Origin of the sequence: Zhongshania aliphaticivorans, from assembly GCF_001586255.1 — a bacterium.
Classification (GTDB): domain Bacteria; phylum Pseudomonadota; class Gammaproteobacteria; order Pseudomonadales; family Spongiibacteraceae; genus Spongiibacter; species Spongiibacter aliphaticivorans.
In genome coordinates this window covers 1,158,650-1,184,561 of the sequence record NZ_CP014544.1, presented here as the reverse complement: position 1 = coordinate 1,184,561, position 25,912 = coordinate 1,158,650, and the positions used below count along the sequence as shown (strand labels likewise).

Annotated in this window: 19 protein-coding genes; 8 read left to right on the top strand and 11 right to left on the bottom strand. The window is 51.3% G+C overall.

All coding sequences use genetic code 11. The features are described 5' to 3' along the window. Positions 1-55: 55 nt before the first annotated feature. The 3 genes from AZF00_RS05200 to AZF00_RS05190 all read left to right on the top strand — a co-directional run bounded on the left by AZF00_RS05200 (position 56) and on the right by AZF00_RS05190 (position 3,993). Complete coding sequence (locus AZF00_RS05200) at positions 56-1,543, top strand: FAD-dependent oxidoreductase (protein WP_062383288.1); 1,488 nt, start codon at positions 56-58, stop codon at positions 1,541-1,543. A 234-nt stretch (positions 1,544-1,777) separates the two neighbouring features. Beyond that, positions 1,778-3,589, top strand: a complete 1,812-nt coding sequence (locus AZF00_RS05195; RefSeq protein WP_062383283.1) for a CHASE domain-containing protein — start codon at positions 1,778-1,780, stop codon at positions 3,587-3,589. Next, positions 3,586-3,993: a response regulator gene (locus AZF00_RS05190; protein WP_062383280.1), complete on the top strand. Its 408-nt coding sequence runs from the start codon at positions 3,586-3,588 to the stop codon at positions 3,991-3,993. The genes AZF00_RS05195 and AZF00_RS05190 overlap by 4 nt, the downstream gene beginning before the upstream one ends. Before the next feature lie 27 nt (positions 3,994-4,020). On the opposite strand, the gene AZF00_RS05185 is transcribed toward AZF00_RS05190, so the two are convergent. The 3 genes from AZF00_RS05185 to AZF00_RS05175 all read right to left on the bottom strand — a co-directional run bounded on the left by AZF00_RS05185 (position 4,021) and on the right by AZF00_RS05175 (position 8,763). Then, positions 4,021-4,449, bottom strand: a complete 429-nt coding sequence (locus tag AZF00_RS05185; protein WP_156474847.1) for a hypothetical protein — start codon at positions 4,447-4,449, stop codon at positions 4,021-4,023. A 177-nt stretch (positions 4,450-4,626) separates the two neighbouring features. Continuing rightward, a complete protein-coding gene (locus AZF00_RS05180) occupies positions 4,627-6,897 on the bottom strand; it encodes an esterase-like activity of phytase family protein (RefSeq protein ID WP_062383274.1) in 2,271 nt (756 codons plus the stop codon). A gap of 153 nt (positions 6,898-7,050) precedes the next feature. Then, the gene (locus AZF00_RS05175) at positions 7,051-8,763 is read right to left on the bottom strand and encodes an FAD-binding protein (protein ID WP_062383271.1); all 1,713 of its coding nucleotides are present in this window, start codon (positions 8,761-8,763) and stop codon (positions 7,051-7,053) included. A 251-nt stretch (positions 8,764-9,014) separates the two neighbouring features. On the opposite strand from AZF00_RS05175, the gene AZF00_RS05170 reads away from it, so the two are divergent. Continuing rightward, positions 9,015-9,695: a DNA-3-methyladenine glycosylase I gene (locus AZF00_RS05170; RefSeq protein WP_062383268.1), complete on the top strand. Its 681-nt coding sequence runs from the start codon at positions 9,015-9,017 to the stop codon at positions 9,693-9,695. 61 nt (positions 9,696-9,756) lie between these two features. On the opposite strand, the gene AZF00_RS05165 is transcribed toward AZF00_RS05170, so the two are convergent. The 6 genes from AZF00_RS05165 to AZF00_RS05140 form a co-directional block, all read right to left on the bottom strand. Further along, positions 9,757-11,607 carry a DmsC/YnfH family molybdoenzyme membrane anchor subunit gene (locus AZF00_RS05165; RefSeq protein ID WP_062383265.1) on the bottom strand — a complete coding sequence of 617 codons (1,851 nt, stop codon included), beginning with the start codon at positions 11,605-11,607 and terminating at the stop codon, positions 9,757-9,759. A 103-nt stretch (positions 11,608-11,710) separates the two neighbouring features. After that, on the bottom strand, positions 11,711-13,894 hold the full coding sequence (locus AZF00_RS05160; RefSeq protein ID WP_062383259.1) for a molybdopterin oxidoreductase family protein: 2,184 nt from the start codon (positions 13,892-13,894) through the stop codon (positions 11,711-11,713). A 400-nt stretch (positions 13,895-14,294) separates the two neighbouring features. Further along, a complete protein-coding gene (locus AZF00_RS05155; protein ID WP_008246495.1) occupies positions 14,295-15,401 on the bottom strand; it encodes an OmpA family protein in 1,107 nt (368 codons plus the stop codon). Between the two features lie 242 nt (positions 15,402-15,643). Next, the gene (gene hda, locus AZF00_RS05150; protein WP_008246494.1) at positions 15,644-16,339 is read right to left on the bottom strand and encodes a DnaA regulatory inactivator Hda; all 696 of its coding nucleotides are present in this window, start codon (positions 16,337-16,339) and stop codon (positions 15,644-15,646) included. Continuing rightward, positions 16,339-17,430, bottom strand: coding sequence for an AI-2E family transporter (locus tag AZF00_RS05145; protein WP_008246493.1), 1,092 nt, complete (start codon positions 17,428-17,430; stop codon positions 16,339-16,341). The genes hda and AZF00_RS05145 overlap by 1 nt, the downstream gene beginning before the upstream one ends. Next, positions 17,427-18,626, bottom strand: a complete 1,200-nt coding sequence (locus AZF00_RS05140) for a DUF2066 domain-containing protein (protein WP_062383256.1) — start codon at positions 18,624-18,626, stop codon at positions 17,427-17,429. Before AZF00_RS05140 ends, AZF00_RS05145 begins: the two co-directional genes overlap by 4 nt. 43 nt (positions 18,627-18,669) lie before the next feature. Between AZF00_RS05140 and purM the strand changes: the two genes are divergently transcribed. Genes purM through AZF00_RS05125 form a run of 3 tightly spaced genes read left to right on the top strand, consistent with a single transcriptional unit; the run spans position 18,670 to position 21,190 of the window. Further along, a complete protein-coding gene (gene purM / locus AZF00_RS19445) occupies positions 18,670-19,719 on the top strand; it encodes a phosphoribosylformylglycinamidine cyclo-ligase (protein WP_008246471.1) in 1,050 nt (349 codons plus the stop codon). Between the two features lie 3 nt (positions 19,720-19,722). Next, positions 19,723-20,373: a phosphoribosylglycinamide formyltransferase gene (purN, locus tag AZF00_RS19440; RefSeq protein ID WP_008246470.1), complete on the top strand. Its 651-nt coding sequence runs from the start codon at positions 19,723-19,725 to the stop codon at positions 20,371-20,373. Then, positions 20,327-21,190, top strand: coding sequence for a DUF3108 domain-containing protein (locus AZF00_RS05125; RefSeq protein ID WP_008246469.1), 864 nt, complete (start codon positions 20,327-20,329; stop codon positions 21,188-21,190). Before purN ends, AZF00_RS05125 begins: the two co-directional genes overlap by 47 nt. Positions 21,191-21,831: 641 nt before the next feature. Here the strand turns inward: AZF00_RS05125 and dcd are convergent. Both dcd and apbC read right to left on the bottom strand, forming a co-directional pair. Then, the gene (gene dcd / locus AZF00_RS05120) at positions 21,832-22,398 is read right to left on the bottom strand and encodes a dCTP deaminase (RefSeq protein WP_008246468.1); all 567 of its coding nucleotides are present in this window, start codon (positions 22,396-22,398) and stop codon (positions 21,832-21,834) included. Between the two features lie 60 nt (positions 22,399-22,458). Next, a complete protein-coding gene (gene apbC, locus AZF00_RS05115; RefSeq protein WP_008246467.1) occupies positions 22,459-23,556 on the bottom strand; it encodes an iron-sulfur cluster carrier protein ApbC in 1,098 nt (365 codons plus the stop codon). 159 nt (positions 23,557-23,715) lie between these two features. Here apbC and metG point away from each other — a divergent pair, with 159 nt between their 5' ends. Continuing rightward, complete coding sequence (gene metG, locus AZF00_RS05110; protein ID WP_418112928.1) at positions 23,716-25,779, top strand: methionine--tRNA ligase; 2,064 nt, start codon at positions 23,716-23,718, stop codon at positions 25,777-25,779. Positions 25,780-25,912: the final 133 nt, after the last annotated feature.

The following is a 25,912-nucleotide window of genomic DNA, read 5'->3' as shown; positions in this document are numbered from 1 at the left end:
CTCGGTAAAGCATCAGCACTCGTGCGCGTAGACAATAAGATGAATAGGTAGCCCCATGACGACAACAGAAAAAACCACTGCCAGCAAGCCCCGTAACAGCGGCGATATTCAGCACTGGGACATCGAAACCGACGTTGCCATTATTGGTTTCGGCGGCGCCGGGGCAGCTGCCGCGATAGAAGCGGCCGACGCCGGTGCCAAGGTTACTATTTTTGAATTAGCCAGTGCCAGCGGTGGCTCCACGGCCCTGTCTAGCGCTGAAATCTATATGGGCGGTAATGGCGGCACCCCAGTCCAAAAAGCATGCGGTTATCACGACGACACCGAGAATATGGTGAATTACCTGAAAGCCTGTTTTGGCAATCAGGCCGACGACAGTAAAATTCGCGACTACTGCGAAAACAGTCTCAACCATTATCAGTGGCTCATCGGTCTTGGCGTGCCCTTTAAAATGAGCGAGCTGAAAGAACGGGCGATCATGGCCTTAACCGACGACTGCCTGCTGTTCACTGGCAATGAAAAAGCCTATCCCTTTACCGAGCATGCCACGCCGGTACCCCGTGGCCACAACCTCGAAGTAGAGGGCGACAACGGCGGCCCTCTACTAATGAAGATTCTCACTGAGGCGGTACAAAGTCGCCAAGTAGACGTCCACTACGATAGCCGCGCACTGACCTTAATTAGCAATGACAAGGGTGAAGTTGAAGGTATCGTAGTGCGCATCGATCAACAAGAAAAAGCCGTGCGCGCCCGCAAAGGCGTCATACTGTGCGCCGGCGGTTTCTGCATGAACGAAGCCATGGTGCGCAAATACGCGCCCACCTTTGACCGTGGTCTAATTCCCATCGGCAATCCGGGCGATACCGGCAGCGGCATTCTCATGGGCATGGGAGTGGGCGCTGGCACCACCAATATGCACGAATGCTTTGTCAGCCTGCCGTATTACCCCCCAGCCTCACTTACCTACGGTATTTTAATCAACGACAAGGCCCAGCGGTTTATTAATGAAGACTGCTATCACGGCCGTGTTGGCTATAACGCCTTAATGGCCCAAAGCAATGCCCAACGCATTTACTTTATTACCGATTTTGAAGGCTATGGCGACTACGAGAAAATGAGTTATCTCGGTGCGCAGGTGGCGGGAACCGGCGACAGCGTAGTCGAGTTAGAGCAAGAATTAGAATTACCCGCAGGTAGCCTGCAACACACTATAAGCCAATACAATGCTGGCGCCAGTGAAGGCAAAGACCCCTTGTTTCACAAAGCGGCGGCGTGGCTCCGACCACTCACACCGCCCTATGTGGCCTTGGATTGCACCTTAGGTCGCGGCCCCTTCTATCCGTTTTTTACCCTCGGCGGTCTAGATACCCTAGCCAGCGGCGAAGTGCTTAATCCTGACGGCGACATTATTCCCGGACTTTATGCTGCGGGTCGAACCACCGCTGGAATACCACGCACTGCCGCTGGCTACGCCAGCGGCATGTCGGTAGGTGACGTCACCTATTTCGGTCGTCGCGCAGGCCTCAGCGCCGCGCAAAAGTAATTCTGCAATCCCCCTGGCTGCGCTGCAATCAAGAGCGGCGCAGTCAGCCCGCTAAATTTTGCCGCTCGCGAGCGGCAGCTTCCCTATTCGTTGCCTATACTGTCGAGAATTCTGACGAAACGGTATTGTTCCTATATAGTTCAAGTACTTGAGGTGCACTTTTGCCACGAACATGCGATGCACCAAGCCAGTCGATTTAGCAATTTTGCCAACTACTGATTTTTTGCTTATTTTATGACCAACAGCCACAACCAAGAAACCGATCAAGTCGCGATACGTACGGAACAACAAGCACTCCAAAAGGCCGGTGGCCTGCACTGGTTTCACTGGCTAGTGGTTTGCTTGTCACTTCTGTTAACGCTTGGTGTGTGGCAATACTCCCGCTTGCAGGTACAAGATAAAATAGAAAACCGTTTTGAGCGCGAGGCAGACCAAGTTATTACCCTTATATCCGAGCGCCTACAAAAATACGAAGACGCACTCTGGGCCGGAGTCGCGACCATCAGCTCTCACAAAGGCAGCATAGACAATCAGCAGTGGCAGGCATTTGCCACCGAGCTGCATTTACCTGCAAAGTACAAAGGCATCAATGGCATTGGCGTCATCCACAATGTGCAAGCCGACAAGCTCGACAGCTACCTACAAGAGCAACGTCAACTCCGCCCCAATTACGCCATACACCCCCAGCACAATAACGACTATTTACTCCCCATAACGTATATCGAACCCGCTAAAGACAATTTAGCGGCGGTCGGCTTAGACGTCGCCCACGAAGCTAACCGCCTAAATGCCGCATTAAAAGCCAGAGATAGTGGCCAAGCGCAAATTACTGGCCCCATTGTCTTGGTACAAGACGCCGAAAAAACACCGGGGTTTTTATTCTATGCGCCCTTTTACACAGACTTGCAAAACGACGACTTAAGCGCGAGACGCAACAATTTTGCCGGCATGGTCTATGCGCCGTTTGTTGTCCATAAACTCATGCGCGGCACATTAGAAAAAAGCCGTCGCCAAGTCGGCATTAGCATTAGTGATAATGGTGACTACCTCTACGACGAAAACACCGCCAATGAAACAGACTTCGACCCGGAACCACTCTTCACCAAAACCTATCCAATCGACGTTTACGGCCGCCAGTGGCAGGTCAACGTGTGGTCAACCAAAGCATTTCGCACTGAAACCCAAAACTCGCAGCCGACCCTGATACTGATTGGCGGTATTTTTATCGACACAATGCTGCTCAGCCTATTTCTGCTGCTCTCACGGGCAAATCGACGCGCCCTGCTATTTGCCGAGCGCATGTCTGAAAGCTATCAATACAAAGCACAGGAACTGCAAAAATCCGTAGTACGTCTTGAGGCATCCAATGAGGAATTAGCCCAATTTGCCTTTGCCGCCTCCCACGATCTTCAGGAACCACTCCGTACCTTGAGCAATTTCAGCGAGCTTCTGGAAGAAGAGCTCGCGGACAAGGAACAAAGCGAACGGGTCTTACTGTCCGTTAAATTTATTAGTGAAGCGGCCGAGCGCATGCGCAACTTGGTCTTTGGCCTAATGTCTTACAGTCGAATAGGTCGCGAGCCGACACTCACGCAAGTTAATTGCAATAATCTCGTGGCAGACGTCATTGCCGACTTAGACGCCGCTATCGACCACAGCAACACCAATATCAGTATTGCCAAGCTACCCACCATTAGCGGCTTTGAAACCGAGCTGCACATGCTATTCCTAAACCTCATTAGCAATGCCCTTAAATTCAAAAAAGCCGACACTAATTTGCAAATAGATATTGTCTGCGTTGATAAAGGCGAGGACTGGTGCTTTACTGTCAGCGATAACGGCATTGGCATAGAGGCCGAGTATCTCGACCAAATTTTTATGATATTTAAACGGCTCCATAGCCAAGACGTATACCCTGGCAGTGGCATTGGTCTCGCCAACTGCAAAAAAGTAATCAATTTACACGGCGGGAAAATCTGGGTGAACTCAAGTTTGAACAAAGGCAGCACCTTCAGCTTTACCATACCCAAGGTGATTACACTATGACGAACAAGCTTGAGAAAATCATATTAATTGACGATAGTGGTGCCGACAATTATTACCATCAGATGATCGTCGAGAAAGCCAAGGTTTGTAAAATGGTCACCGCCTACGACCATGCTGGCGATGCGCTGAACATGCTCGGCGACGCAGTCAAAAATAAGCAGCGCCTACCCGACTTAATATTTTTAGATATTAACATGCCCGTTATTGACGGCTGGGAGTTTCTCAATCGTTACGAAGGCATTGTTCCTCAAGACCTTCGTCATCCAGTCATTATCATACTATCAACCTCGGTAAACCCCAGCGATCATGAGCGCGCGGAGTCTCACCCCTCTGTCACCGCGTATTGCAGTAAACCGCTGTCGGCAGACAAACTACGAGACATTGTCGATCAGTATTTTTCTTAGTCCTTGGGGCTCGAATAATGAGATTTGTCATTTCGCTTGCATAAGCATGGAAGTATTGTCACCACGTGCCCCACCATCTTCAAATATTTTTTCTACCAAGTAGATACCAGCCGCCACCAAAAAAACTAGCGCTCCGGCCGCAACAGCGCCCGTTGTCTTAAGAAAGCTAAAATGTTTCTCTGCAACTTCGTCTACTTCAGAAAACAAATGGCTATGCCCTGCTTTATCACTAAAGCCATTTTCATTTACCGTCGCAACGACCAGGGCCTCATGTTTACCATTAACAAAGGAAACTTGATAAGACTTGCCAGGCAATAGCGGCGGCGGACTGTTCACTGTTGCTTGGTAAGCTCGGGTAGTTGTGCAAGCGCTTATATTAAGCGCCATGACCACAACAATGACTCTAGATAATAGAGGCCTTGTGATTCGCATATAAAATCCCTTTTGTTGCCGCATACTTCCATTCCTACTTAATATAAGAGGAGCTACACCCGCGCAACAAAGAAAATTAATGGGTCAAAATTACAAACCTCCGGTCGAAGAAGCGCTGTAATCGGCACCACCTTAGCACCCCAAGCTCAAAAGCAAAAAGCCCGCACAACGGCGGGCTTTAGCTGTAGATCGAGCTGGATTTTAGAATAACTTACCCAAATTCATTAATTGGGTTTCACCGTTGCTGTCATCAACGCCATCGTTATCGTTCACCATCAGTAAATCGCCATTGGCTAACAAGGCCAAACCTTCGATTTTCTCGGTAACAAGACCACCGGTGGCTTTCATATCCGGCAATACGTCGCGAACCAAGGTTTTAGTCACTGTGGCGCCATCGGCGAGGCCAGTCGTGTCGAATTTATACAAGCGTTTGATGGCCGCGTCTGGCCCGCCCTGATTGTCCCGCTCAATCACCACAAATTCGCCATTACCAAGAGCGGTAATTTCCGACAAACCTACCCAGCCACCATTCTGAGACTCAGGAGCGTCAAGCTCGTAATAGAGGAAACTCCAACTTTCGGCGGCGATATCATAGATACCAATCCGCACCGCATCTTCGTTTTGCCAGGCGCGCTGGAACGCAACATACAGTTTGCCCTCGTACTCAGCCACCCCTTCAAAACCATTGTTGCGCTGAAGCAAATTCACCGCTGCAGGCAAAGTCACCGCCTTTTGAATAAGACCATCGGCGTCGGTGTTAATTAGCACATTCCTACTCGCAACAGGCCCATCAATCTGGTTGCCCTTGCCCTCTGAGGCAATCCAAAAATCGCCATCGGCCAGTTTGACAATACCTTCTGGGTCGATATTAACCGTCTTGTCATCGTTAACTGTAGCCGCAGGCAAGGTACCCAATGGTAAATTAGCTAACACCCCGTTGCTGTCGATAATATGAGTTTCGGTGGTGATTACGGCGGGTTGCTGGCTAACATCCAAGGTGAAAATCCGATTTTTCTTGTAGTAGCTGTCATCCACCGCGTATACCAAGGTGCCATCCGACGGGTCGGCAGACAAGCCAGACAAAGCGCTCCAAGGAATTGGCGAACCATCGTCACGATCATTGGATACGATGGTTGGGTAGCTGGCCGGCGCTATACCGTACTGATAGATATTCAGACCTGAGCGAATAACGGCGCCACGGTCATCTTCTTCACTGGCAGCAATGAGCAAATTGCGCGCGGGTATGGCCAAGGCGCCCTCCGGCCCAACACCGGCAGGGAGCACTTGCTTTAATACCGGCTTGGTAAAATCGGCCACGTCGTATACAAACACCACACTAGCTCGCTCCGAATTCACAAAGAGTAGGCGGTCTTCACCAAATACGCCGTACTCCGCGTTTTCCGGTTCATTACCTTTGTTTTCTGAGCGCGACTCAGGGTAGTGGCCAATACGGGCCGTCAGTTGATCTAGACTATTACCGGCCTCGAAAACCACTTCACCAGCGGTATTAAAAACACTAAAACTACGACTGCCACCGTCGAGGTCTCCCTCATTGGCGGTAACAAAATATTCCGTAGACAACCAGCTCACACCGTCGGGCTCACGTAATACGCCGCTTAGCGATTCGCTCTGGTTAATCACATCATCTTCATTGGCATCAATCCCAGTCAAATCGACAGTTCCTGCACTGAAGGATTTCACGATACTGCCGTCAGTAAGATCAACAAGGACGATGTGATTGTTTTCCTGCATGGAAACAAGCGCAATATTATCGGCATTGATATCCACAAACTCAGGCTCTGGATCAGTTGGGTATAAATCCGCTAACCCTGTGAGCCCCACGGCGCTGCTGGTCCAGTCAGCGGGCGCTCCGCTTAAATTTACCACCACCAACTTACCCGCTGGCATTTGCGGCAACGCGCCATCATTAAGATCTTCGTCACGCTCATTTTCGATCACCACGGCGGCATAGCTACCGTCTGGGCTCACCGCTACCGAGTCTGGCTGACCGCCAACATCAATTGAGTGAACAATGCTGCGAGTGGCAATATCCACTACTACTAGCAAACCGGAAACACTCACATAATCGCTGCTGGTATTGACGCCGACCAGTGCATAACCGCCTTTAATTGCGACTGACGTCGGTTCGCCAACGAGCGGCAATACACCCAAGCCAGTTGGCGCAGCGGGATTGGTGATATCGACAAAGCCCAACTGCTCTTTGGGGCTGTCAGTGTAAACGAGGGTCATACCGTCGGTGCTGGCAGCGACAATTTCGGCGGCCGTTGCGTCATCAGTATTGCAGGTCGCGTCGGCCTGCATGCATACCGGGTACACGGCAATGCGATTAAAGTTTTTTTCAGCGCTGGCTTGCGACGCAGGCGTTTTATTGTTGTCACCGCCACAAGCAGCCAAGATTAGCGGCGTTGCCAGTGCAATCCCCCACGATAATGCTGTTTTTTTAAATTGCATGAATCCTCCGAAAATGCGACAAAAATATGAATCGCTGTAGATTACGGAGGAATTGCGACAAAGCGCTGACAGTTTTATGTCAGTAAGATGGACTTTATATGACGCTGACCGCGCCCTCTGGTCCGGCGGCCCGCGTCACTTTAGTAAGTGCGGCTAGTCCTTAAAGCCGCTAAGGTGTTTGGCTGCTTGATACGCAAAGGTCATCGCCGGTCCCAAGGTCGAGCCCGGGCCCGGATACGTCGGCAGTACTGCCGCACTGCAATTCCCTACTGCGTACAAACCCGCGATAGCACTGCCATCGTCTTTGAGCACTTGGGCATCGGTGTTGGTCGCCAAACCGCCCTGGGTACCGAAATCGCCAGCCTCCAAACGCATAGCGTAAAACGGTGCCTCGTCAATTGCGCCCAGGCAGGGGTTTGGCTCAAAGCGCGGATCGCCGTAATAGCGGTCGTAAGCCGAATCGCCGCGCTGAAAATCGAGATCTTTACCGGTTTTGGCAAAGCCGTTCATTTTGCCTACCGTTGTCTCTAAATTATCAGCGTCGATGCCCAATTGTTCAGCAAGTTCGCGCACGGTATTCGCCTTACCCACCAACTTCGTTTCAAACCACTCTTTGGGTATGGTCCAATCGGGCTTCAAGGAGGCCGTCATCAGCGGACCAACGATATAGTCGCGGCGAAAACGAGCATCAAATATTTGATACATTGGCGAGCAAGGGGCCGCCTCGGTGTGCTGCTTGTAGAGGTCTTTCTGAAACGCCATGTAATTTTGCGACTCGTTGGCAAAGCGCTCACCGCGCAAATTCACAATACACGAGCCAGGGTAGGATTTTTCCATCACGCTAAGGCGAGGCGCCGGTTCACCGGGCACTGACACGGTGGTGCACCACCATGCGCCATCCATTAAGCGGGTTGCCGCACCCAGTTTCAGGCCAGCCTGAATTGCATCACCCGTATTGCCCTCAACGCCGCCACTCCAATCGCTACTGGTGGGCGCGGGCAGGTACTGCTCGCGCATCTGCTGATTGCGCTCAAAGCCGCCCGCGGCCAGAATCACGCCCTTGCGCGCCTGCACGCGCATGAGCTTGCCGTCACGCTTGATGATCGCGCCGACCACGCGGCCATTGTCTTCGATTAGCTCTTCCATCGGCGCACTAGCCCATAAGGGTATATTGCGCTTTTTTACCGAATACCACAGTCTGGCCACACCGGCCGCACCGGTACAAACATCACGTCCGAGGCCGTTGCCTTTGATTAGCCACGCAAAATCCAAAGCCCAGCTGGCAATTAACTTCATGGTTAATTTAATCCAGCCAGGTCCTTGCAAGGTCAGTAAAGCCGCTTCCACTTGAGTGAAATAAATGCGATTAAACAAACGCATCATATGATGTGAGGGACGGAGACGCTTGACGTCCTCGCCCAGCAATGATGAGTCAAAGCGCGCTGGCTCCATCGACCGGTGGCCGGTACGCGAGCCCTCAACATTGGTGTAATAATCTGGGTAATGCTCCAGGGTTTCATAGCGAACATCACTGCGCTCGTGCAAGAAATCGATCATCTTGGGGCCATTGCGTAAATAGCTGTCGATCATTTCCTCAGGTACAGCCCCTGGCGGGGTAGTGTTTAACAAATAAGCTTTAGCATCATCAAAGCTGTCTTGGGCACCAGCAGCTTTGGCGTAGCGGTTACAGGGAATCCACACCCCTCCGCCAGATGTCGCGCTGGTGCCGCCAATCTTCGCTGACTTTTCAACAATCAGTACGTCGGTCACACCCATCTCGTAGCTGCTTAAGGCGGCGGTAAGCGCACCGTTGCCGCTGCCAACAATTAATACATCTACGCTGTGATCCCAGCTTGTCTCAGTCATTATTATTTCCTGCATTCAATCTAAAATCGCGATGGCATTTTAGGTGGTTTACGCACCAACCAGCGTGATTAAGGTATGTCATAGCCGTATCGGCGATATAAAGCCCGTCATTGCACTATCATAAACGGCTATGGGCCAATAGCTCTATCATCCGTCTGCAGTACGCGACAACAACCATGACGACTCGCCACACATCAGGTAGGCTAAGCAAAGTTTGACGACGACAGCCCCGCATCAAGGGATCCCATATTATGACGACACTGTATAGCACCTTTCTGGAGCGCGCGCTGGCTCAACACGGCTCCTTAGCCGCCATTGAAGATCAGCTGCCTAGGGTCCTAAGCAATAAGGAGCTGGAGGCAATTCCAGACAAGCAGTTTTTAGCCGAAATGGCCGCATGCGTGTTTCGAGCAGGCTTTGTCTGGCGGGTGATTTCACTGAAATGGCCAGGGTTTGAAGAGGTGTTTAATGGCTTTTTGCCCATTTGGGTAGCATCAAGATCGCCAGAAGAAATAGAGGCCATGGCCAGTGACAAACGCATTGTGCGCAATTTAACCAAGGTTAAATCGGTTCAAGACAACGCCTTGTTTATCCTTGATATCCAGCGCGAACACGGCAGCTTTGGCAAGTTTTTAGCTGGCTGGCCAAGTGACGATATCACCGGCTTGTGGGCATACATGAAAAAACACGGCAGCCGTCTCGGCGGTAATTCTGGCCAGTATTTTCTGCGTTTTAGTGGCAAGGATACCTTTATTTTAAGCCGCGACGTGTGCACCGCACTACTAAGCGTCGGCATCATCGACAAGGCGCAAGTTACCGCGCAACGCGATCTAAAAAAGGTGCAAATGGCCTTTAATGAAATGCAACAAGAGAGTGGCCGCACCCTGGCCGAGCTAAGTATGATTTTGGCCCTATCCATTGGACCTCGCTAATCGCGTAATAGCGCTGTAAAGATAGCGAAGACTCGGCCTTCGCTATCTTTGCGCTAACGGATTAATGCGTGTGCGCCACAACGCCAACCTGCGGCATATTAGCCAAACCGATATCCCGCGCATGTTCTTCGAAGTCTTTGTTCTTCCAAAAGAATGCACCCGGCATGGTGGTAGGCACAACTAAAACATAAAACAGGCAGCGACCAATCAATGCCGTCGTCATAATCGAGCCGCACAATAATGCGCTCGCCATCAACGTCTCAACACCAAGCTCAGCACTGCTTAACAGCGCTACAGCAAGAAGCAGATTAGCGAGCGTCAGTAGATTGCGCAGCATATAGCTCTTACCAAACAAGGTGCATTGAATATAATGAGACACGCTGCCTTCATTATTCGCCTTGCTCATTGCCAGGCCGTGACGCCACAAACCAACACCTTCTAAAGCTGAGCCAATAACAATACTCACCAGACTCAGTTTCAGTATCGCCAAGCCATCGCCACCAATTAGCATCAGTGTTGGCACACCAATAACACCGAGCACAGCACCACCCAAAGTAAGCGCGGTACCCAAAAAGGCACTACCGGTCTGCCAGTGATTCCAGAAGGGCCGCGCAGGAATACGATAGCAGCGATACATATAGTACAGGCCAACAGCGCCTGCAATCAGCGCCAAATAGCCCGTTGTCGCGGCCACGACGGGAAAGCTACCCCACTCACCCAACAAGGCGGTAAACACGCGGTTCTCCGGCAGCATTGCGAGTAAATGCAGGCCCGCAAAGACCATATACAGAAGCATGCCCAAGCCTTCACGACACACCGGCGAGTGCCGCAAATTATTAAAGCCACGATAAAAACGCCATGGTTTGCCAAGGTGCGTAGCCGACATTAACATTCCCAAACCGGCAAGCCCAACGGTTACAGCCATGAGCGGGATATACATTACCGAATCCCGCAGGGCAATAATGCTTTCAATACCCAGCTGCGCGCCAAGGAAGCTCAATAAAAATGCACCTAGCGAAGTCTGGCTAACAAGGGTAAATATGACCAAGGGATTCTCACGTGAGCTGAGTTTGGCCAGGCTCCACTTTTTCTCTACGCCCTTCTTCTGATCTACCACCGGACGATATTGACCGTCGTCACCCTTGTGGTATTTCACCTCCATACCATCTGGGCGAGTGACCTCATCGGGCATGTTTTTGATTTGCTGAAAACGAATATTAGGGTGCGTGATTTCTGGGTCAGGGAAGCCAGGAATACTCGTTTTACCCTGTTCGCGATTTTCTGGAAGGTCATCGACAACGCCAAAATTCAAGGCATTGCCCAGGCACGCCGAAACGCAGGCCGGTTTTAAATTCACCTCCAAGCGGTCTACACACATATTGCACTTAGAGACCTGACCTTTTATGGGGTCCAACTGAGGCGCGTTATAGGGACAAACCCACGTGCAATAGCCACAGCCAAAACAGGTTTCTGGGTCTTGCAGCACCGCGCCGTATTCCACGTGTTTGGTATAAGCGCGTGTGGGGCAGCCTTTTAAGCACACTGGGTCATCACAATGATTACAGGCCATGGAAATATTCATGCGCTTAAAATCAGGGTAGGTGCCGCCCTCAACATAGCCAACCGACCGAAAGCTGATGTGTGCCGGATTGTCATTTTTCTCACTGCATGCCGCTTCGCAGGCATGGCAGCCTATACAGTTATCCGCCGTAAAATGAAAAGCGTGCTGTTTATTGCGATTGGGGTTATTACCCACCCCCGGCTCTTCATTGATGAACATTTCCCGACCAGCGGGCAAGGCACCGCCGGTACGGGCAATAAGGTCGATGGGCGCCTCGTAGTAATTTACCTCTGGGCCTGTTGGCTCCTTAAGAAAGGCATAACTGGGTTCATCGTCTCTAACTTTCCACATATTTAAGACCCTTTGTCGAACGCCTCGCACCGCTGGTACTAGGCTGCTCTAAAAACAATATGACAAACTACAAGGTGTTCTGCGCGACTATACGCCGCGCCAATTAATACGCTCGGCGCTCCACATTGAGCCGCCCTGCTTCTTTCTGATCGATCTGTTCAATGCGCACTGCGCACTGCTTAAACGCGGGCTGGCGGGAATATGGATCGAGCAACCCCAAGGACAGCCGATTCACACAATCGTGATAATGCATCGGGATAAACACCATGTTATGGGGCACACGTTGGGTGAGCTGAACCATGACCACGGCATCACCGCGCTTTGATACCAGCCGCACATAGCTCTGGTGTTTAACGCCCAGTTCACGCGCTGAATCTGGATTCATTTCCATATACGGCGTTGGGCTAAACTTATTCAAATTACCGATTTTCCCGGTCTTGGTGCGGGTGTGAAAATGTTCTATTACCCGCCCACTGTTTAACCAAAACGGATAGCTATCATCGGGCACTTCGTTATCTTCGATATAATCCATGGCCAGTAAATTGGCTTTGCCATTAGGTGTTGGAAAGACCCCATCGCTATACAAGCGCGGATTACCGGTGTCGTCGCCTTCACGCATCGGCCATTGGATGCCACGCTGGGTTTCAATCAGGTCATGACTCATTCCCGATATATCGAGATTGCGCGCCGCGCCCTTAGATAACTGTTTCATCTCGTCAAAAATATCTGAGGTACTGTCTGGGAAGGTCATCGCCCGGCCGCGCTCAAAACGCTTCGCCAATTCATTAAAAATCCAGTGATCAGCTTTGGCATTGCCCGGTGGCTCAACGAATTTACGCACTAAATTCACTCTGCGCTCGGTGTTAGTCAGCACCCCCTCCTTTTCACCCCAAACCGCAGCGGGGAAATAAACATGGGCGAAATTAACCGTTTCACAGTCCTTATAGCCGTCTTGTACCACCATAAATTCCAGCTTTTCTAAGGCCTTTTTAATGCGAGGTTGGTTGGGCATAGACGTTAAGGGATTGGTCGCAACAATCCACAGCGCTTTGATTTCTCCCGATTCGATCGCGGGAAAAATATCCGTTTGCTGCAAGCCGCGCTTAGCAGGGAAGAAGCTTTCGTCAATACCCCAAAATTTAGCCACCTCGTCGCGGTGCTCTTGTTTTTCAAGAGCGCGGTAGCCGGGCAGCCCAGAGCATGACGACCACTCCCGTGTGCCCATGGCATTGCACTGGCCGGTAATAGACAGGCTGGTGCCGCCGGGAATACCAATATTACCGGTAATCAAATTGAGGTTATTGATGCCGCATACACCATCGGTACCATGGGTACTCTGGTTAATCCCCATAGTCCAGATGCTCATCGCCGACGGCGCCTTAGCATAAATTCGGGCTACGTTTTTAATCATATCGGCATCGATACCGCAGATCCGCGAGGCGGTAACGGGATCGTATTTGGCAACCGTAGCTTTCAATTCATCAAAGCCATTGCAGTGGGCTTCAATATAAGCCTCATCTTGCAGGCCTTCGGCCAAGATAACGTGGGCAAGGGCATTTAGTAGAACGAGATCAGTACCGGGAGTAATCGGCAAATGAATATCGGCAAACTGAGCGAACATGGTGACCCTCGGGTCCACCACAATCAGTGGGAATTTGCGTTTTTCCAGCGCTTCTTTCAAGCGCCAATAAATAATAGGGTGCTGCTCTGGCAAATTGGAGCCAAAGGCCATTAAACAGTGAGTGCTTTCAAAATCGTCGTAGCACCCTGGCGGGCCGTCGGCACCAAAGGAGCGCTTATAGCCCGAAACCGCAGAGGCCATGCACAAGGTCGTGTTGCCGTCGTAGTTATTAGTGCCGATCACGCCCCGCACTAATTTTCCCAGCGTGTAAAATTCCTCGGTCAACAATTGCCCGGTAGATACTACCGCGACACTATCGCGCCCGTATTTTTCTTGTATGCGCATGAACTCGGCGGCGGTTTTATCCAGCGCGGTATCCCAACTGGTGGGCTGAAAAGCATCGTATATTTTATTGCGAATGAGCGGTTCTACACCGCGCCCAGCGCTATCACTCAATTCGTGCTCAAAAATGCCTTTTATACACAACTTGCCCTGATTAACGGGCGCATTGCCTTTGCCACGACTGGTCACTGGCTTGCCTTCGGCATTCAATCCAACCTCAATTGAGCAGCCTGTGGAGCAATACCCGCATACCGCGTATTTCCATTCGACAACTTTCTTATCAGTAATTGTGATTGGCTTTCTATTCTTACGCCCAAAGATCATCTACATCTCCCCTCATCACCGCAGCACCAAATTAGAGCATGCGGACAATTGCAAGCCGCCGCCAAGCGCACCATTATGGTGATTTATGGGCTATTTACGGCGCTATCTAATTAAGATCTACAAGAACCGTGCCAGTTAACTGAAGACCCACAAAAGAGCGAGGCCATGGCACAAAGCACTGGAAACATAGCGTTAAACACGGGGAGTTTTAGCGTAAGTCGGGCGAGCGCAGACTGAAGCTCTAGGCTTGTAATTAACTTAAGGAGTGACGCACTTTAAGAATAAGCTGACAGCTGGGACATGTATTTACGGCGAGGTGTATTTGGATCGCGGCGGCGGTGCCATTTTATTTGAGTATAAAAAAGGGGCCGAAGCCCCTTTTCCATGAGATTACCGAAGCTTATTCAGTAACTTCTGCCTGCATTACCGCAACAACACGGCGGTTAGCACGACGGCCATCCGCAGTTCTGTTATCAGCAATCGGACGCTCTTCACCATAACCAACTGCACTCAGACGATTTTCCGCAATATTGTAATCGCGAATCAGCGCGTTGCGTACAGAGTCTGCACGACGCTGTGACAGCTGCTTGTTATAAGCGGCGGCGCCATTGCTGTCGGCATGACCTTCAACAACTGCTTTCACACCAGTAAACTTGGTCATGAACTCAGCGACCTTTTTCAGCTCTGAGGCATAGGCAACCGGAATGGCGTCAGAGTTGTTAGGGAAGTTGATTTCCAACTTGATGCTTTCGGAGTGTTTGATTACAAACTTGCAACCGAATTTATCAACTTGACGACCTGCTGGGGTATTTGGACACTTGTCACGGTAGTTTGGCACGCCGTCACCGTCTTTATCCAAAGCGCAGCCCTTAGCGTCGACAGCAACACCAGCTGGAGTACCTGGGCACTGGTCAATACCATCTTCAACACCATCGGCATCAGAATCAGACATCATTGGCTTTGGCGCGGGCTTGGCAACAGATGTGCCACCAAAAGCGTAGCTCAAGCCAATCGAGGCATTGCCGTCACGAGTTTCGTGGTCAGTACCATAAACCAAGCGCGTGTCACCACGAACCGACCAGTTTTCATCAATTGTATAACGTACACCACCACCCACGTTTAACTGGGTCTGGCTGTCGTAGCGGCCACTTTCATAATCCGCTTCAATAACACCCATACCACCAGCGAGGTAAGGGGTGAACTTACTGTCATTGCTGAAGTAACGCAGCATATCTACGCTACTACCAAGAATCTTTTGATCCAGCGCACGAATATTGCGATCACTTGCCGCAACACTGTACAAACCACGCAATTCAATGCCCCAGTCTTTGCTGAGTACATATTCAGCACCAAACAAAGCAACTTCGGTGCTGGTTAAGTCACGCGAACCATCAAATACTTGGTAGCCGATTGCAGGGTTCAAATACCATGTGCCTTCTTCAGCTGCAGACGCTATCGTTGGCAACATGCAACTTGCAACGGCTGCACCCAATATAAATTTACGCATAACACTCCCCTTCATTTTTTTAGAAACTTCCTTTGCTATGCCGTGAAAGCACGCCATTAACTCAGAATAACACGGGTATTGACGCTTGCACGTTTGATTTTGTGTAATTTTACCACGCCACCCAACGAACAATGCATCCCTAAAAATCAGCACTCCGAACACTTATTAGCAGGCAAGTTCCCATGCACATGCTAAAAATAGCCGTATTTTGCGCTATTACCAAATTTTCAGACAAAAAATAATCACCATTCCATCACTTTTTTTATAAATGGAATGGTCAACTTTCTCTGCTCCACTAAGCTGACCTGGTCAAGAGTATTCAATATCCCAAACAAACTCGCAAGGTCTCGTTGACAACGCATATAAATATATTCAGCTACGGCATCCGAAATACTAATACCCCGCAGTCTAGCCCGAAACTGAAATGCTGCAAGTCGCGTGGCCTCATCGGAATCGCGAAGCAGGTAAACACTAAAGCTCTGCAAGCGTGAATGCAGGTCGGCGAGGGCGATGCCCTGCTGAACAATCGGTTTTGCCGAGGCAACTAACATCCGCGCCCCGGTTGTCAGCATCTGATTGTAGCAATTGAACAGCGCTCGCTCCCAATTTGGCCGCCCCGCGACTACGTCAAGGTCGTCTAAACAGAGCAAATCTAAATACTCTGAGCCTTCCAATAGGGCCTCGGGCTCATAATCCACAACGTCAGCAAGGGGGATGTAGCGAGCGTACAGGCCATTGGCGTCAGCCAAATGGCAGCAAGCCTGCAAAAGGTGGCTGCGACCGACCCCGCCGCTAAGATAAATCCACTTTTCACCCTGCGCCATTGCCTGCTGGCGAAGCTGATTAAGCAATAGCCGATGTTCATCGGCAATATAGAAATTATCAAAAGTAGCATCGTTGTCGAGTTTGAGCGCTAATGGCAGTTGCTGACTAGCCATCAATCCCCCAGCTCCCGCTCTTCGGCAGAGGCGGGAACAGCGCCGTAAAATCCACTTTGCTTATAATATTCGTGCAAATGGTTAATCATCACCTTTATTACTGCTGCAAAAGGCAGGGCCAGCAAGATACCGACAAAGCCAAACAACTGGCCACCCGCCAAAATTGCAAATATAACCATTACCGGGTGTAAGCCAATTTTATCGCCAACTAATAGCGGCGTTAACAGCATCGACTCTAATAACTGGCCAAACCCAAACACCGCCGCAACCCCCGCCAGCGGCCATAGACCGTCAAACTGAAAAAACGCCGCCGTACCCGCGGCGCCAATACCGACGATAACGCCGAGATACGGCACGATACTCGCCAAGCCCGCAGCCAAACCTAGGATCAACGCCAAATCAAGCCCCACTATCCACAGCCCTACCGTATACACAACCGCCAAGGCCAACATAACAAGTAACTGGCCACGGGCAAAAGCACCCAATATCTCATCACACTCTTTAGCAATAAGCACTGTGCGCGCTTCAATCGAACGCGGCAGTAAATTGCGAATCGCCGCCATTAAAACATCCCAGTCCCTCAGCAAGTAAAACGTCACCACTGGCACCAAGGTCATATTGGCCAGCCACGCAATCAAGGCCAGACTAGAGCCACTGACCTTGTCCCACAGATAAAAAAGTATGCCGCCAGCACTCGCCCAATGCTCACTGATCGCTTCCCGAGCACTCTCCATAGGTTGAGTTTGCTCAGGCAAGTCCAAATATTCACGTAGTTTAGGCAGACCAGTGGACTGTACCCAGCGCAGCCCGTCGTATATGCGTTCCATTAATAGCTGCAGCTGTTCAATCAGCAGCGGCAGGGTAATAAGTAAAATTAGCGCACCACCAAGACTAAGGGTCGCAAACACCGTCACTACGGCCCAAGTCCGCCCCATGCCCCTTGCCTCTAGTCTGTCGGCAAGAGGGTCACCCATATAAGCCAATACTGCCGCCAGCAAAAAAGGCATTAATATTGGTGCCAGCAAATGAATCAGCAGTGCAATTAGGCCAAGGCCAATAATCACCCACAGCGGCTTTGGCAGGGCTTTCATAGGTGTCGACCCGACCAGCGATAGAAGCCGCGCACTGATAGCGCGGCACTGTTCATTACCACCGTACTCGCGGGCTCTTCCATCAAGCGGCCATCGAGACTCAGAAAGCGCTTAACTTTTTCCATATCGTCATTTAATACCAGCTCCAATATCAACTCATTATCCGAGAGCCACACCGTGTTAGCATGCTGAACCACCGCCAAGCCCTCTAAATAAGTAATCATATCGGCGTAAGCGGCAAAGTTCGTGATACCACTCACGTGTATCAAACTATTCGCGCTATTCACTCCCCCACTGGCCACCACCGAGTATTTTGACGCCTGCAGGTCGGCGAGCGCACCCACTGGCCTCGCTAACAAGTCTCGCCCATCCAAGCCCTCGCTCTCAAGGCGGATCACTTCGTCGCCCTGCAAAACCATCCAGCTTGCAATCCACTGTCCAGTAGAAAACTGCGACGCGCGCCCCATCAACACAAATGGCGCGGAATAACGCGCCGACGCTCGGCGCACATCGTCTACCGACATCTGCCAGAGCTGATCACTCGTTAAATTCGTTGAATCCGCTAGGTCAAATAATGGCAGCTGCAAATCTAACCCTCGGCGTTGCGCCACTTCTTTTAAATCTTTAAGGAGTTCAGCCTGACTATCAGTACCCACAAACTGGCGTCCCTCAGCGGTATCTGCCAACAGCCAAACCAATACAGCGGGGCGATTCGCCGACCACACTGGCAACCCCGCTGACTGCAGTTCTGAATTGACTTGCCGAGGGGAAAAGCTGAGGCTGAGCAGCAGTATATCTTCGCCGTTTTCACCCTTGCTGCGCTGATAATGATACTGAGTAATCAAAGGCTCAGGCCTAGCCAACACCCCCGCAACGGCGGCATTACTCGCGATATCACCCCGACCGGAGACCCGAATAAAGACTCGCTCTAGTGCCTCAGCAGCAGCCTTTTTAAGAGTTTCAGGTGACTGGGATTCCACCACCAGCTGCTCATCGTATAAATTAGCCACGGTACCGGCCACCACGGCACTCATCCCTGCTACGACAAATAGCCAGAGAACAACCGACACCCTAATAATTTGCTTCACTTGTTTTAAGCCCTTTTGCCCGTCCCAAGGCGCCATTGTAGCAAGCAACCGGGACATCGTCGTGAGTAGTGGCAAAAAGTCGCGCTTTTGCTGCTGAATTAAACTCACAATCAAGCTAGAATGGCGCCCTCTTAGAGGACAGCCAACGACTATGACTGACACCAGTAAGCCAAGCTTAAGCTATAAAGATGCCGGCGTTGATATCGATGCCGGTGATGCGCTAGTAGAACGCATTAAAGATGTTGCCAAACGCACCCGTCGCCCGGAGGTCATGAGTGGCCTTGGCGGCTTCGGTGCCCTGTGCCAAATTCCAACTGGCTATAAAGAGCCGGTACTGGTTTCAGGCACCGACGGCGTCGGCACCAAACTCAAACTCGCGATGGATGTGGGTATTCACGACACCATCGGTATCGATTTGGTTGCCATGTGCGTCAATGACCTACTGGTGACCGGTGCGGAACCGCTCTTCTTTCTCGACTACTACGCCACTGGCGCCCTAAATGTCGATATTGCCGCCAATGTAGTTAGCGGCATTGGTACCGGCTGCGAACAGGCGGGTTGTGCACTGGTTGGCGGCGAAACCGCCGAAATGCCAGGCATGTATGAAGGCGATGATTACGATCTCGCGGGTTTCTGTGTTGGCGTGGTCGAAAAAGCCAATATCATTGACGGCAGCTCGGTCAAAATCGGCGATAAGTTGATAGGTATCAATTCGTCCGGCCCGCATTCCAATGGCTATTCGCTAGTGCGCAAGATTATTGAGCACAGCGGCGCCACGCTGGATCAAGCTTTTGGCGATAGCACCTTAGGGGAAACCCTGCTGGCGCCAACGCGAATCTACATTAAACCCGTACTGCGAGTTATCAAGCAATATCGGGTCAACGCCCTTGCCCATATTACCGGCGGCGGCTTGCTCGACAATATCCCCCGCGTTCTGCCGCGCAACACCAAAGCCGTCATTGACAGCAGCACTTGGCAGCGGCCAGCCATCTTTGACTGGCTGCAAGAGCAGGGCAATGTCGAGCCACGGGAAATGTATCGCACCTTTAACTGCGGTATTGGCATGGTAATGGCGGTTGCCGCCGATGACGCCGAAGCCGTTATCGACATGCTTACCCAGCAGGGTGAAGTAGCTCAAGAGATCGGCAGTATTGAAGCCGCAGGGGAAGACGAGCCGCAAGTCACTATTGCAGGCATGTAATTCATGCCCTGCAAACTTGTCATACTGCTCTCGGGTAGCGGCTCTAATCTCCAGGCATTTATCGATGCCAGTAGAGACGGCCTGCTACCTAGCGTCGAGATTTGCGCGGTCATCAGCAATAAGGCGCAAGCCTTTGGTCTGGAGCGGGCCAAGCAAGCTGGCATCGCTACCGCTTGTATCGACCACACCCAATTCGCCAGTCGCGAAGCCTTCGATGCCGAATTACAAGTCTGCATAGATAGCTACGACGCCGACTTGGTGGTGCTCGCTGGCTTTATGCGCATCCTTACCCCGGGTTTTGTTCGTCACTACCTGGGGCGGCTTATTAATATCCACCCTTCTTTACTACCTAAATACCCGGGCCTGCACACCCACCAGCGTGCGCTCGATGCGGGTGACCGTGAAGCGGGCGCCACTGTTCACTTCGTCACCGAAGAATTAGACGGCGGCCCCGCCATAATTCAGGCAAAAATACCGGTATTTCCTGGCGACGATGCTGCAGCACTTGCGACTCGGGTACTGTCCAAAGAGCATACAATCTACCCCCTGGCGGCGCGATGGTTTGCTGAGGGACGCTTAGTGTTACAGGACTCAAAGGCGGTATTCGATGAGCAAGTCTTACCCGAAACTGGCATTCTTTTTCAGCAAGAATAGCCTGCTCGCATTAGTATTTTTCACCCTTGCAAGCCATACATTTGCAAGCGGTGGCGGCATGAGCGCCATTCACGACACTGGGCCCAAAATGCTGGTTCCCGTCCCACCCGCTAAAACCAAGCCAATAAACGCTGAACCCACTAATGCGGAATCTGTTAAAACCCCAGCCGCCCAAACAAGCAAAATCCTGCCTTACGAAGCTGAATACAAAATTAGCAGTAATAGCTTAACCACCACAGCTACTCGCAGCCTAAGCAAGCAAGGTAATAATTGGCAGCTATCCCAACACGCCAAATTGATGTTTATCAAAGTCAGCGAAGAAAGCATAATTGAAGACGGTGCCATGGGCCTGCGGCCACTGCGCTATGAATACAATAATAGTTTCAGCAGCAAGCAAGACCAAAAAATTAACTTTGACTGGCCCCGCGCCCTCGCCACCGATAAAAAATACCGCAAACCGTGGTCGGCACCGCTAACGGCAGGCACCTTTGACCAGCTCAGCGCCCAACTGCAAATGCGCCAAGCGCTAATTTCTGGCCGTTTCGATACCGCCATGGTGCAAACTGTGGTCAACCGCGGCAAACACAAAACCTACCAAGTAGAAAAAATAGGTGAAGAAATCATCGACAGCCCAGTCGGCAAATTAAATACCGTGAAGCTGCGCCGCAGCCGCGAAGGCAGCGACAGCGAAACCATCGTGTGGCTGGCGAAAGACTGGAATTTTTTGATCGTTCGGCTTGAACAAACCGACGAAGATGACACCTACTCCTTGGAGTTACTCAGCGCTACCCTCAACGGTAAAAAAGTTAAGGGCTAGCTGCTGAAGTGTTACCTATGTGGCCGGTTTGCACCCTGTAACATGGATACCTGCCTGCGCAGGTATGACTACTTTGTAATTACAGGGAATCTATTTAATCGTCGCTCCTGCGGAGGCAGGAGCCCATCTCCGCAGCGGAGTACAGACCTAGGCTTACACGCAATCACATGGATAACTGCCTACAGAGGCATGACCACTCTGTAATCGCTGGGAATTTATCTGGCCGTCGCTCCTGCGAAGGCAGGAGCCCATCTTAGCAACAGAGTACAGATCTAGGTTTACACGCAATGACATGGATAACTGCCTACACAGGCATGATTACTCTGTAATTGCTGGGTATTTATCTGGCCGTCGCTCCTGCGAAGGCAGGAGCCCATCTTAGCAACAGAGTACAGATCTAGGTTTACACGCAATGACATGAATAACTGCCTACACAGGCATGATTACTCTGTAATTGCTGGGAATTTATCTGGTCGTCGCTCCTGCGAAAGCAGGAGCCCATCTTAGCAACGGAGTACAGACCTAGGCTTACACGCAATGACATGGATAACTGCCTACAGAGACATGACTACTCTGTAATCGCAGGAGATTTATCCGGTCTTAGCGTATACCGTCTCCCATCAAGCGTTTAGCGGCCTTGCTCAAGTCTTCGGCAGGGTCACCCCAGTTTGCCCCTGATACTTACCACCGCGATCTTTATAACTCACTTCGCAAATTTCGTCTGACTCAAAAAACAGCATCTGCGCCACACCTTCATTGGCGTAAATTTTCGCGGGCAAGGTGGTGGTATTAGAAAACTCCAAGGTCACGTGACCTTCCCACTCCGGCTCCAGCGGGGTGACGTTCACAATAATGCCGCAACGCGCATAGGTCGACTTACCTAAACACATGGTCAATACACTGCGAGGAATTCGAAAATATTCCACGGTGCGGGCCAATGCAAACGAATTAGGGGGAATAATGCAGTAGTCGGCCGTGATATCGACAAAGCTCTTCTCGTCAAAAGCTTTGGGGTCGACGGTTGCCGAGTAAATATTGGTAAAAACCTTAAACTCATTGGCGCAGCGCACATCGTAGCCATAGCTAGAAGTGCCATAAGAAATAATCTTAGAGCCACCCTGATCCCGCACTTGGCTCGGCTCAAAGGGTTCAATCATGCCCTCGTTTTCAGCCATGCGGCGAATCCATTTATCCGACTTGATACTCATTGTGTCCCCTTACCTTCTCAACCGCCGCTATCGTTTAAGCCGCTACTTTATAAAAATGAATTAATCATCACTAATGGAAATATTGGGAAAGGCATTACTCTGCACCCGTTGGCGTTTGGCCAGCTCCGCCGTCATGCCAATGGCCACGCTACGATACAAAGCCGCGGCATCGCCAGAAGGATCTGCCACCATCACCGGCTTACCGCAATCGGCTTGGCTGCGGATTTGCATAGACAAGGGCAGCGAGCCCAGCATTGGCACTTGGTAATTACTCGCCATCCGCGCGCCGCCACCCTCGCCAAACACATGTTCGTGATGACCGCACTCACTACAGATATGCACTGCCATATTTTCAACAATACCCAGTACGGGAACCGAGACTTTACGAAACATCTCAATGCCTTTTTTAGCGTCGAGCAGGGCAATATCCTGCGGCGTGGTAACGATAACTGCACCCGAAACTGGCACTTTTTGGGACAGGGTCAGCTGAATATCGCCTGTGCCCGGCGGCATATCAATAATGAGGTAATCCAAATCCTGCCAATAGGTTTGATTTAATAGCTGCTGCAGTGCGCCAGTTGCCATTGGCCCGCGCCATACCATCGGCGTATCTTCGGTAACCAAATAGCCCATGGACATCGATTGCACACCGTGCGCCTCAATCGGCAGCAAGTAATGGGTACCGTAGGGCTTGGGGCGCACACCATTGGCCACACCCAACATCATTTGCACACTGGGGCCGTATATATCAGCATCCAACAGACCAACCCTTGCGCCTTCGGAGACCAGTGCCAGGGCCAAATTCACCGCGGTAGTAGACTTACCAACCCCGCCTTTGCCGGAGGCTACCGCAATAATATTGCGGACATTCTCCATGCTTTTAATATTTTGCTGAGCGGCATAGGGCGCAATCTTCCAAGTGACTCGCACTGCCGCATCGGCAATACCATCAAGGCTTTTTAACACCGAACCTAAGCTTTGTTCGTAGGATTGCTGCGCACTGCGGGCGGCAAAACCCAGCTCCACAACCGCATCGACGCGACCACCCTTCACAGCAAGAGAATGAATATCGGCAAATTGTGCTAATGGCGCGGATAAGCCCGGCAAAACCACGGCCATTAATGCCTCGCGAACTTGAGATTCCAATTCTGTCGCCATTTCCTGCCTCTACTCAAATAAACCTTTTAATCAGCGGGCGAGTATACGCGGCAGACAAGCATCGAACAACGCCATAGCAGATGCACGAGTGGCCCAAAAACGCTATAGTATGGCGCCTCGGAATCCACCCGCGCCGCCAGCCCCGCAGCTGCCGCCGCCATGTTTACAACAAGGACACTCATGTCGCGCCAGATCCTCGTTACCAGCGCTCTGCCCTACGCCAATGGCCCACTCCACCTCGGCCACTTACTGGAATCTATCCAGACCGATATTTGGGTGCGTTTTCAAAAACAGCGCGGCAACGACTGCATCTATTTATGCGCCGACGATGCCCACGGCACCGCGATAATGCTCACCGCTGAAAAGCTCGGCATTACGCCGGAAGAGCAAATTGCTAGGGTAAAAGCCGAGCACGAGCGGGATTTGGCCGGATTTTTAATCCGCTTCGACAACTACCATTCCACCCACTCGCCTGAGTGCAAACATTACTCTGAAGAAATCTATCGCCGCCTCGACGCCAATGGCCATATTGAGCGCAAAGATGTCACCCAGCTATTTGATCCCGAGAAGCAGTTATTTCTCGCCGACCGCTACATCAAGGGCACCTGCCCCAAATGTAAAACCGAAGATCAATACGGCGACAACTGCGAAGCTTGTGGTGCCACCTACACCCCAGCGGAATTAATTAATCCGCGTTCGGCCATCTCCGGCGCCACGCCAATCGAGAAAAGCTCCACCCACTTTTTCTTTAAGCTCGGCGACTTTGAAAACCTGCTACGTCAGTGGACCAGCAGCGACGCCCTGCAGCCGCAAATCGCCAATAAACTGCGCGAATGGTTGGATGCCGGCCTGCACAGCTGGGACATCTCTCGCGATGCACCCTACTTCGGCTTTGAAATCCCCGGTGCGCCAGGCAAGTTCTTCTATGTTTGGCTAGACGCTCCCATTGGCTATATGGCCAGCTGCGCCAACTGGTGCGAGGCCAATGGCCGCGACTTTAATGAATTTTGGGGTGTTGACTCCAAAGCTGAGCTTTATCATTTTATTGGCAAAGACATTATCAACTTCCACGGTTTGTTCTGGCCTGCGATGCTCGACTCAGCAGGTTTCCGCCAGCCCACAGCGATTTATGCCCATGGTTTCTTAACCGTTAACGGCAAGAAAATGTCGAAGTCTCGCGGCACCTTTATCAAGGCCGAAACCTATCTGGAACACTTACCCGCCGAATACCTGCGCTATTACTTTGCGGCTAAATTATCCGGTGCGGTAGACGACATCGACTTAAACCTCGAAGACTTTATCAACCGAGTTAACTCAGACCTCGTTGGCAAGCTAGTCAATATCGCCAGCCGCAGCGCCAAATTTGTACACAAGGGCAATGCTGGCAAACTGGCTAGCACGCAGCACAACGTCGAACTGTGGAAACGCGTCACTGGCGCCAGCGATGCGATTGCCGAACTTTACGAGCAGCGCGAATACAGCAAAGCCGTGCGCGAAATCATGGCGCTGGCCGATGCCACCAACGAATACTTTGATTCCTGCGAACCGTGGAAACTGGCAAAAAGCGAAGACACCGCGGGCCAAGCCGCCGACGTTGCCTCCCAGTGCATCGATATATTCCGCGTGCTAATGACCTATCTCACACCAGTACTCCCAGAACTTGCCGTGCAAGCCGAAGCCTTCTTAAACTGCAAGCTGACATGGCAGGGCGAATTCAGCCCACTGCAAGACCACGCCATTGAGCCCTTTAAGGCGATGATGAATCGCGTTGACGCTGACAAAGTAGCGGCCATGGTCGCTGCCAGCGGCGACAGCAGCACCGCCAAGGCACCAGCAGCGCCAGTAAAAAACAAAGTGAAAAAGGCAGCGAAAGACAAAGACATGGGTATCGCAGACACAATAGCCTACCCCGATTTTGCTAAAATCGACCTGCGAGTAGCCGAGATCATCGCTGCCGAGGCAGTCGAGGGCGCCGACAAATTACTGCGACTCACCTTAAGCCTTGGCGAATACGGCGAGCGCCAAGTCTTTGCGGGCATTAAAACCGCTTACACTGCCGAGCAATTGGTGGGTAAACTCACGGTCATGGTGGCCAACCTCGAAGCCCGTAAAATGCGCTTTGGTCTATCCGAAGGCATGGTATTGGCTGCAGGCCCTGGCGATCAGGAAATTTGGTTGCTCAGCCCCGACAGTGGTGCCAAAGCCGGCATGAAAATCCAGTAAATTCAAGCTGCTGCGCGCGGCCAGCCGCGCGCCAGGGTTACAGTATTTTAAATTGAACGCTTGATCGAAATAAACTAAGATCCGAGCCATGAGTGTCTAGCCAGCTTATTTTGCTGGTCACTGCGCACCAATA